Here is an 8,345-nt window from a genome sequence, read left to right as displayed (position 1 = left end):
CCCGTTATTCTACCGCTCCAAGCAGCTGCAGCTGACCGATGCGGGAAAAGCTGTGCTCGTCAACGCCATCAATGTGCTGGACGCCTTTCACAATTTGACCTCTGAACTAGGCGACATCATAGACTTGAAAAAAGGTGAAATCAAAATCGGCATCCCGCCCATCACCGGGGCCGCTTTTTTCTCAAAACTGATCAGTTATTACCGGGATCAATACCCGCAAGTGAAAATCCTGTTAAGCGAAGTCGGTTCAAAAATGATTAAGCAAGGGGTAGAGGACGGTTCTTTAGATATCGGATTGGTGTGCAATCTTCCCGTCCAATCCGACAGCTTTGATACTTTAGAAGTTATCAACGATCCGCTCATGCTGCTTGTACATAAAGAAAGTGAGCTTGCCGGCAAAACTGCCGTCGATTTGACTGAACTGAAAAATGAATCCTTCATTCTTTATCGAGAAGACTTTACCCTGCATGATCGAATTATCGAGGAATGTAAGAGTAAAGGCTTCTACCCGAATGTCGTCTGCCACAGCTCCCATCGCGACTTTATGATTGAGATGGTCGAAGCGAAAGTAGGTGTCGCCCTGCTGCCGACTCAAATCGCCACAGATATTAAGGACCGAGACATCGTGGCAATTCCACTTGAGCATTCGAGCATCAGCCTGGAGCTCGGGATGATCTGGAAGAAGAATAAGTACTTGCCGTTTTCTGTGAAGGAATTTATCGAGATGTCAAAGGAGTATGTGACGGAGGAGTAAGCTGAAAGTCTCTCGGGGACTTGGATCGAATAGCTGAAAACATTATTTGTCTTTGAATAGAAAGAAACGTTTCTTAATATCGATTATAATGAAGATAAATCACTTAAGGAGATGACTCTATGTCCTCAACAATCCGTCCCCCTTGTTAATTTATAACCGAAACAGCTGAGAGAGCTCCTCCTTTTCTCTTTGTCCAGACAGACATTGATGAAAAGGAGGAACGTTCGTGAAAAACATACGGATTTTGTACTACGTTCAATTTTTGCAAAGCTTTGTTCCCGCTTATGTCATTGAGCGTTTGTTCTGGGAAATGCGCGGCATGAACGTTGAAATGGTGGTATGGACAGAGCTCATTTATGCAGGAACCATTATCAGTACCGAAGTCCCTACCGGAGTGCTGGCCGACCGAATTGGACGTAAGCCAATGATTCAGATCGCAGCTTTCTTTGGGGTTCTTGAGTTCGCCATACTTATCGGCGCGACAGAATTCTGGCATTTCGGCCTGGCCATCTTTCTTGCCGCAATCGGAACCGCCTGCAGCAGTGGGGCTTTATACGCTTATGTGTATGACACCTTGATCGAAGAAAAAAAGCAGGACCATTTCGAGAAGCATGTCGGTTACCTGCAAGCGATCAGCACCTTGACGACGATCACCGTCGCGTTTCTCGGAAGCTGGCTGGCCGCACGATATGGGCTGGTTGAAAGTTACTGGGTTTCTCTTGCGGCTTTGAGTTTTGCCTTCCTTCTCACGCTCAGCTTATCTGAACCGAAAAGAACTCACCTTCAACAGTCAGCTGCTGCTCATTTGCAGGCATCGTTTCACTTGCTCCGCTCCCATACAGAACTTTGGATGAGCTTGATTTCAGGCATGGTCCTCGGAACTGCATTCACCTTCCTTGATGAATTTTGGCAGCTTTATATAAGAGACGCTGGCATGCCTCTGGGATCCTTCGGTTTATTTATGGCACTGTTTTTTCTCATCCGCCTTCCTGGTCAATTGTGCTCACATGTCCTAACCAAAAAATTCAAGGCGCAAATCCTGCTCCTGATCGTCTTAGCTGTTTTCACTTTAGGTTTTTTCGGCCTAACATTCTCACCTGGATGGATAGGAATCGGCCTGATTTTCGTGATCTATTTCTTCGATGGACTCGTTGAACCAGTGGTTGCAGGGTATTTGCACCATCGAATTAGTTCTGAGCAGCGGGCCACTGTTGAATCGTTCTGGTCCTTGGGTGGAAATGTGACCCTCGTTATCGTCGGTTTAGGGTTTGGCTACGTATCTGCTTCCTTCGAACTGTTAGGGGGATTCGGATGGGTCAGCGCTGTTTGCGGAATGTTTTTCTTCATCGCCTGGCATATGTACCGAGTAAAAGGATAGAGAAAGCCAGCCCCTGTGTCAGGAGACACGAGCGGCTGGCTTTTTCATGAAATCTAATGGTAAGTCTTGATTTCTAGTAAATCAGCAGCGTCAACAGCGCTACTCCGATTCCGAGAAAACCTAGCAATATACTATACGGCAGGTTTCTTAATACAATTTGATAGGGATTCATCCTTAACGCCACAGAAGTAATCGTGACGATCAATCCGTACGGAGCCGATGGTACGGTTGCGATCGCACAAGTTGCAAGCAGTACGGTCAACGTCACAGGAGGAAAAGCCCCGATTAATAACTGACTGACGCCTCCGAAAATGCCCATCGTCGCAATCGGATGGACGCCTAGTAGCGTCATTACTAGAAAAGCGGCCTGGATGAAAAGCATGATGAGAAGCGGACTCCCTTCAAGGGCGATGATTGGATCCTGCAAGTATTTCAAATAAGGTGATGCATTCAACGTTTCAGTCAAAAAGGACAGCGTCAACAGGAGAACAATGAAATTGCTCAAATGATTGGTCTTCCATTTCCACGTCGGCCAGCCGATCTGCAGGAAGCTCTTCTTCCTTTTCACGAATACGGACCATAGGTAGGCGAAAGGGAAAATCGCAATGGTGACGGCAAACAGGAAGTCCAAGTTAATGACATTCCCTAAGAACACCACAACGGATAAAAAGAGCACGAGGGCAGTAATGAACTGCGTGAGTTTCTTCTTACTTTGGTCAAATCCTTTTTCTAACGAAGAGCTCTCTTCCATCTCATGCTTGCGGAACATCACTTTTCCAATAAACGAATCCATGATGATGCCAAGAATGGAGAGAAACAGCATCCATGGCAGCACCTCTAAGTAATTGACCCCTGTAATGAAGATCGAAGTGGCGAGCAATATTTCAAGTGGACTCCACAACAGCGCCAGCGAATATCCTCTAAGAGTCGCCATTAAAATAAAGCTGTTCTTCACCTTATTTTTCACTGTTTTCAATTGTTCTTTCAACAAATCTTGTGAAATCGTCGCCGATGATAAATTCAAAAAGGCGGCCAGCGAGACCATCGTAACCTCACTCCGAACGTATAAAGCTCCCAGCCCTTTCGCGTTGCTCCCAAGCAGCGATTGGAGAAGTCTATTGTATCTCCCTGCTTTTACGACACTATTCATCCAAGGAAGCATCGATATGAGAAAAAGTAGAGCGATGTTCCCGGCGAAGAATGAGGGAATGTCCTGAAAGGTCGACTCCCCTGAAAAAAAGAAAAAGGTTCCTGCGGCTAAAAGAATGACACCGAGGATTTTGAATACACGATCGGAGCGAGGAAAACTAATCGCTGTCATCACAATTCCGAGAATACCAATGATAGAGTACAGGATTGAATTCTCCCAAAACACATGGACGATATTTAAGATGAATACAAATGAGTAAAATATGTATAAATGGTTTAACAGCTGGCGCACAATCATTCTCCTATCTGTTGGCTGAGGCATCTCAATGTTTACGAGATTTCGTCTATGGCTGCGATTAGTCAATGACCTCATCCTATACAGAAGTCGGAGAATTTTCAATGATCAAGGCTTGGATTGTCTCCTAAGAAATGAGAGTACTTATAGGGAGTGACTGTTTTCTGCGTGAAAATGCAAAGTCTTCTTTCTTATGGTACTTGTCCGTTTTCTCACTAAAAAAAGCACCTCACCTAGTAAGGAAGGCGGGCACCTGTAGATCAGCGATAGGTCATCAGAATCGTGATTAGAACGTGTTATAAATCTCATCACATTCTCCTGCGACTGGCTCATAAAAACAGTGAGCCTTATAACGCCCAACAAGACGTTGATCATACCATGTCGGCGGGCAGTCACCTTCCGGCTTAAAGTACCACAAACTATATTTGGCCGGCCAACTCCTATGTCCCTTCACATTCCTTCTTGCTAGACGTCTTTCACTTTCTCTTGCCCTTTGATAGAACATCCCATGCTGGACTGCCTCATAAGCTTTCGGCTGATAAATGACATCTGGTAAAGTACGTAGTCCTTTGAAATCAGAACAATTGGTCCTAGCCCGGTTCACAGTGACAGCCCCGACATGAAGCATGCCTAATTTCCCTTCACCGACAGCTTCTGCCCTAAGCAACCTTGCAAGGAGATCGATGTCTTTGCTAGGAGCTTTGATAACCGCTATGTGATCGCCTCCTTTATTGCCCACTCCGTTATGTATATTCAAAAGGAAGTGGGTAAATGAAGGAGAGCTTATACTAAATGGCGCTTTGAAAAAGTGTTATTCAACAATTTTTAATGGGGGCTGCTTGGATTAGCCCATATAAGATGTACAGCATCAAACATCGAGTTTTCAATTCTGTCTATATCTAACGGGGAGTCTTCAATCAGCTTTAAAATATCACGATTGATGTGACAGCCAATCCTCTTTTCAACAAGCGGATCAAATACATGCTGAAGTTTTGAGAATATACGATTCGAACTAAGCCCGTGTTCCAACAGCAATACTCGGCCATCATCCTTGCACCACTGCGATAAAAGACGCAATACTCTTTCAGGATGGGGATAAGCGCACATCGATAGCGTAGAAACGACAGTATCAAACGATTTTTTCGGTAAATCAAGTTCTTCAACATTGGCATCCATAAACTCCACTTTCCTGCCCGTCTTCCGTGCAGTTTCTTTCGCTTTTTCAATCATAGATGGGCTGAAATCTACCGCCAGAATAGAAGTGTCCCTTGGGTAGTATTGAAAATTCGTCCCCGCACCAACTGATACTTCTAAGATCCTGCCACTGGCTGAGCGAAGAAGCTTCTCCCGCCATTGATGGTCGGGAGTTTTATTCCTTGCCCGTTTTGAATACTTTTTGGCTTGCTTATCGAAAAGTTTTTTCTGTCGATTGATGTCCATGTATTCACCGCCTATAAAAAAGGAATTTTTTACATCGTGCGTTTTAGCGCATTCATACAAAATGACAAGTCAATCCTTTAAGCTGATCAGCATTTTTCATTCCTATCTCTGTACTCATCAAATTTTGTCTATCTAAAACTTAATATATAAAGGAAAGAATGAACAGAGATTTTGATCGCAACATACCCTTAGTGGTATATTGTAATCAATGAATTTTCCACAAGGACTGAATATATCATGATTTCTAAACAACAGATAACATTAGGTATTAAAGAAAACATTTTACAGTTCACTTTATTAGTTCTAATCAACTTATTCGTCGGTGCGATGGTTGGACTGGAGCGAACAATTCTCCCTATCCTTGGTGAAGAGCAGTTCGGCATAGCATCGGCCAGTGCCACCTTATCATTCATTGTTAGTTTTGGATTTTCAAAGGCCATCGTCAATTTAATTGCAGGGAATCTTGCCGATCGGCTTGGAAGAAAACAAGTCTTACTGCTCGGCTGGACATTCGGCCTTTTTGTTCCATTATTGGTGATCTTCGCTACATCCTGGTGGGTCATCGTTGTGGCTAACATCTTATTAGGATTGAATCAAGGACTGGCGTGGTCGATGACGGTTAACATGAAAGTCGATTTGGCAAAAGCGACTCAACGCGGCATCGCAGTCGGGTTCAATGAATTTGCAGGCTACCTAGGAGTTGCTCTCACAGCCGTGATTTCTGGATATGTTGCTACTACTTATTCATTGACCCCTGAACCTTTTTACATTGGAATTTTAATTGTCATCATTGGTTTTCTTCTTTCTCTATCAGCTAAAGACACGAGCGGCCATGTGAAGATTCAAGCGAATGATAAGAAAAAGACTTCTGTGAATACTAATGAGATTTTCAAATTGACGACTTGGAAAAATAAAAACTTATCCACCGCAAGCTTTGCGGGTATGACGACAAACTTGAAAGACGGGATGGCGTGGGGACTGTTTCCTCTCTTTTTCGCCACGACTGGCCTTACTGTCGGACAAATTGGTACCATCATCGCCATTTACCCTGCTGCCTGGGGATTTTTCCAGCTCTTCACAGGTGGCTTAAGTGACCGGATCGGTCGGAAGCTTCTCATCACAGTCGGAATGTGGATGCAAGCCATAGCCTTATGGTGGATTTTATTTGTAGACGGCTATGGACTTTGGTTAGCAGGAGCGGTGCTGTTAGGACTTGGAACCGCTATGGTCTATCCAACACTGATCGCTTCTGTCAGTGATGTTGCTCACCCAGAATGGAGAGCAAGTTCCATGGGGATTTACCGCTTTTGGCGAGACAGCGGCTATGCATTCGGTGCCCTCGCCGCCGGGTTGTTTGCAGACGTATTCAGCGTCGATTGGGCGATCGGTTTAGTCTCTCTTTTACCACTCGCTGCAGGATTGTTGACGGCGATACGAATGGATGAAACGTTACGATTATAAAAATGTCTTTGATGAGTCACGAAACTGAAATAAGGGTTTACAAAAATTGGATTGATCATTCGACAAATTGGATTCTCACGGAACACGAGGCACAATTCAATTCAGGAATCACTGCCATCGCTGTTTGAAAGCGATGGTATTTTTTTATTTATGACTTTTTCTTCAAGCTATCCAGGATCATAAAAAAAGCCAAAGTGAATTGGACATTTTTTGAAGAGCTCGCATTTATCTCCATATTATTCCTATTAGAGAGGTTAAACATGAAATAACGAGGCATAATAAAAAAAGTATTTTTAAAGGAGGATTCTTATGAGTAAAAACAAAAAGAGTCAGAAGAAAAACAACCCTAAAGGAACAGACCGAGGAGCTACGAATCAGAAGCTGAACGCACAGCTCGAAAACGGGCACAAAAAAGATGATGAATTGTCTGCTGCCTACATGAACAACAACACGGCAGCCATTGATGTCAACGAAGAAGAATAAAAACGCCTGGCCTCCAGTTCGCTAATATTTGATAGCGAGTTAGGGGCCAGGCACCTTTTTTATCTTCTAAGTCCTTTTATTTATGCGTTCCTCTTCAAGTTTTCCAGCGTTAAAAAATGATTTAAGATGAATTGCCGTACTTCCCAATCCTCAAATTCTTCACGTCCATCGGTGAATGTTGATTGATGATAAGTGTAGTTACCGAATTGTAATCGTTCCCCTGAGATCAACTCTTCCATCACTTTGTTCGTTTTCTCCATGTAAGTCATGCTCATCACCCTTTCTAGCAACAGTATTGCCAGAATAGCAAACTTCTATAATTGAAGTTTCTCATAAAAAAGTAACAAATAGCGGCGCAGGAGCCATCAGACTCTGTTTTACACATATACGGTTATGCTTTATTTATTTCCTCATTAGACTTTTGAAGCAACCCATTATTTATGCAAACCTCAATCAAAAGTTCTTTATATCCTACACTCTCGAACTGGATTCCAATCTGATCTCCGCCATACTCTTTAATGACACCAGTACCAAATTTCCGGTGCATAACCTCTCTACCCAGCTCAACCTCATCAAGTTGCAGCAGGCTTTCATCAGATAAATCAAGCGCAATGCTGTTACGCTTACCCGTTGAAAATTTCTCACCTGCTTGCTGAATAATCCTTCTCACATTCATTACAAAAATCGATTCCGTCACGCGTTCGTTTCCTTTGTAGTTGTAAGTTAAGAGCTCCAGGTTCGTTCTGGCTCTCGTCATCCCTACATAAAACAACCGGACGGCTTCCTCCATAGGGCCATACTCTTTGTTTCGATAGCTCTCCATATCGTCCTTCGAAGGAACAACCCCATTAATAAGGTCGATCATATACACTTTGTCGTACTCCAGCCCTTTTGCACTATGAAAAGTAGTTAGAGTAAGCGGGCTTTTATTCTTATTGAATTTCGACGTCTGTATCAGCTTCTCAAGCTCCTTCAAGCGATCTGCAAAGCCTTTCAGCGAACCAAGTCCTTCGGCGATCTTTTCCAGGGTGTCCAGAATACTGAACAGATGTTCCGCATTAAATCCGAACTTCTCACACATCTTTTGGATGGCCCGGTCGTAACCGAGCTTTTCTCGAATGGTACGTAGCGCTTTATCCGGATTCATCTGATTAATATCTTTGAAAAGCTTCTCCGCTTTAGGCAATGCCTTTTGCTGATACGATGGAATATCACTGTCGAGCAGCGTTTCAAAAACGGATGCTTTGCTGTTTTTCTTTTTCAAAAAAGCGATTTGCTGCTTCGAAATATATGCATTGAACTTCGTATGAATTCTTTCCAGGACATCGACGCGTCCATTATTATAGGAAAAGCGCATGAAGTTCAGCATGTCTTCAACGATCCAA

9 protein-coding genes are annotated in these 8,345 nt (G+C 43.5%); 4 read left to right on the top strand and 5 right to left on the bottom strand.

The features are described 5' to 3' along the window. Positions 1 to 754, top strand: a 754-nt coding sequence (locus LD39_RS11070; protein ID WP_035546288.1) for a LysR substrate-binding domain-containing protein, incomplete at its 5' end; no start/stop codon positions are given. A 226-nt stretch (positions 755 to 980) separates the two neighbouring features. Beyond that, on the top strand, positions 981 to 2,132 hold the full coding sequence (locus tag LD39_RS22155) for an MFS transporter (RefSeq protein WP_035546286.1): 1,152 nt from the start codon (positions 981 to 983) through the stop codon (positions 2,130 to 2,132). Positions 2,133 to 2,205: 73 nt separating this feature from the next. Here LD39_RS22155 and LD39_RS11060 read toward each other — a convergent pair whose 3' ends face one another. The 3 genes from LD39_RS11060 to LD39_RS11050 all read right to left on the bottom strand — a co-directional run bounded on the left by LD39_RS11060 (position 2,206) and on the right by LD39_RS11050 (position 5,016). After that, positions 2,206 to 3,645, bottom strand: a complete 1,440-nt coding sequence (locus LD39_RS11060) for a hypothetical protein (RefSeq protein ID WP_231572560.1) — start codon at positions 3,643 to 3,645, stop codon at positions 2,206 to 2,208. Between the two features lie 217 nt (positions 3,646 to 3,862). Further along, on the bottom strand, positions 3,863 to 4,291 hold the full coding sequence (locus LD39_RS11055; protein ID WP_035546292.1) for a cell wall hydrolase: 429 nt from the start codon (positions 4,289 to 4,291) through the stop codon (positions 3,863 to 3,865). Between the two features lie 110 nt (positions 4,292 to 4,401). Then, a complete protein-coding gene (locus LD39_RS11050) occupies positions 4,402 to 5,016 on the bottom strand; it encodes a class I SAM-dependent methyltransferase (protein WP_035546281.1) in 615 nt (204 codons plus the stop codon). Between the two features lie 237 nt (positions 5,017 to 5,253). On the opposite strand from LD39_RS11050, the gene LD39_RS11045 reads away from it, so the two are divergent. Both LD39_RS11045 and LD39_RS22630 read left to right on the top strand, forming a co-directional pair. Then, on the top strand, positions 5,254 to 6,477 hold the full coding sequence (locus tag LD39_RS11045; protein WP_197061420.1) for an MFS transporter: 1,224 nt from the start codon (positions 5,254 to 5,256) through the stop codon (positions 6,475 to 6,477). 309 nt (positions 6,478 to 6,786) lie between these two features. Beyond that, complete coding sequence (locus LD39_RS22630; protein ID WP_156112622.1) at positions 6,787 to 6,960, top strand: hypothetical protein; 174 nt, start codon at positions 6,787 to 6,789, stop codon at positions 6,958 to 6,960. Between the two features lie 80 nt (positions 6,961 to 7,040). Here LD39_RS22630 and LD39_RS11040 read toward each other — a convergent pair whose 3' ends face one another. After that, complete coding sequence (locus LD39_RS11040; protein ID WP_035546279.1) at positions 7,041 to 7,229, bottom strand: hypothetical protein; 189 nt, start codon at positions 7,227 to 7,229, stop codon at positions 7,041 to 7,043. Between the two features lie 122 nt (positions 7,230 to 7,351). Continuing rightward, positions 7,352 to 8,345, bottom strand: a 994-nt coding sequence (locus LD39_RS11035) for a 3'-5' exonuclease (RefSeq protein ID WP_035546276.1), incomplete at its 5' end; no start/stop codon positions are given.

This window comes from Halobacillus sp. BBL2006 (genome assembly GCF_000786645.1).
Classification (GTDB): Bacteria; Bacillota; Bacilli; order Bacillales; family Halobacillaceae; genus Halobacillus.
The sequence above is the reverse complement of the archived record's forward strand: the minus strand, read 5'-3'. Positions and strand labels throughout refer to the sequence as shown.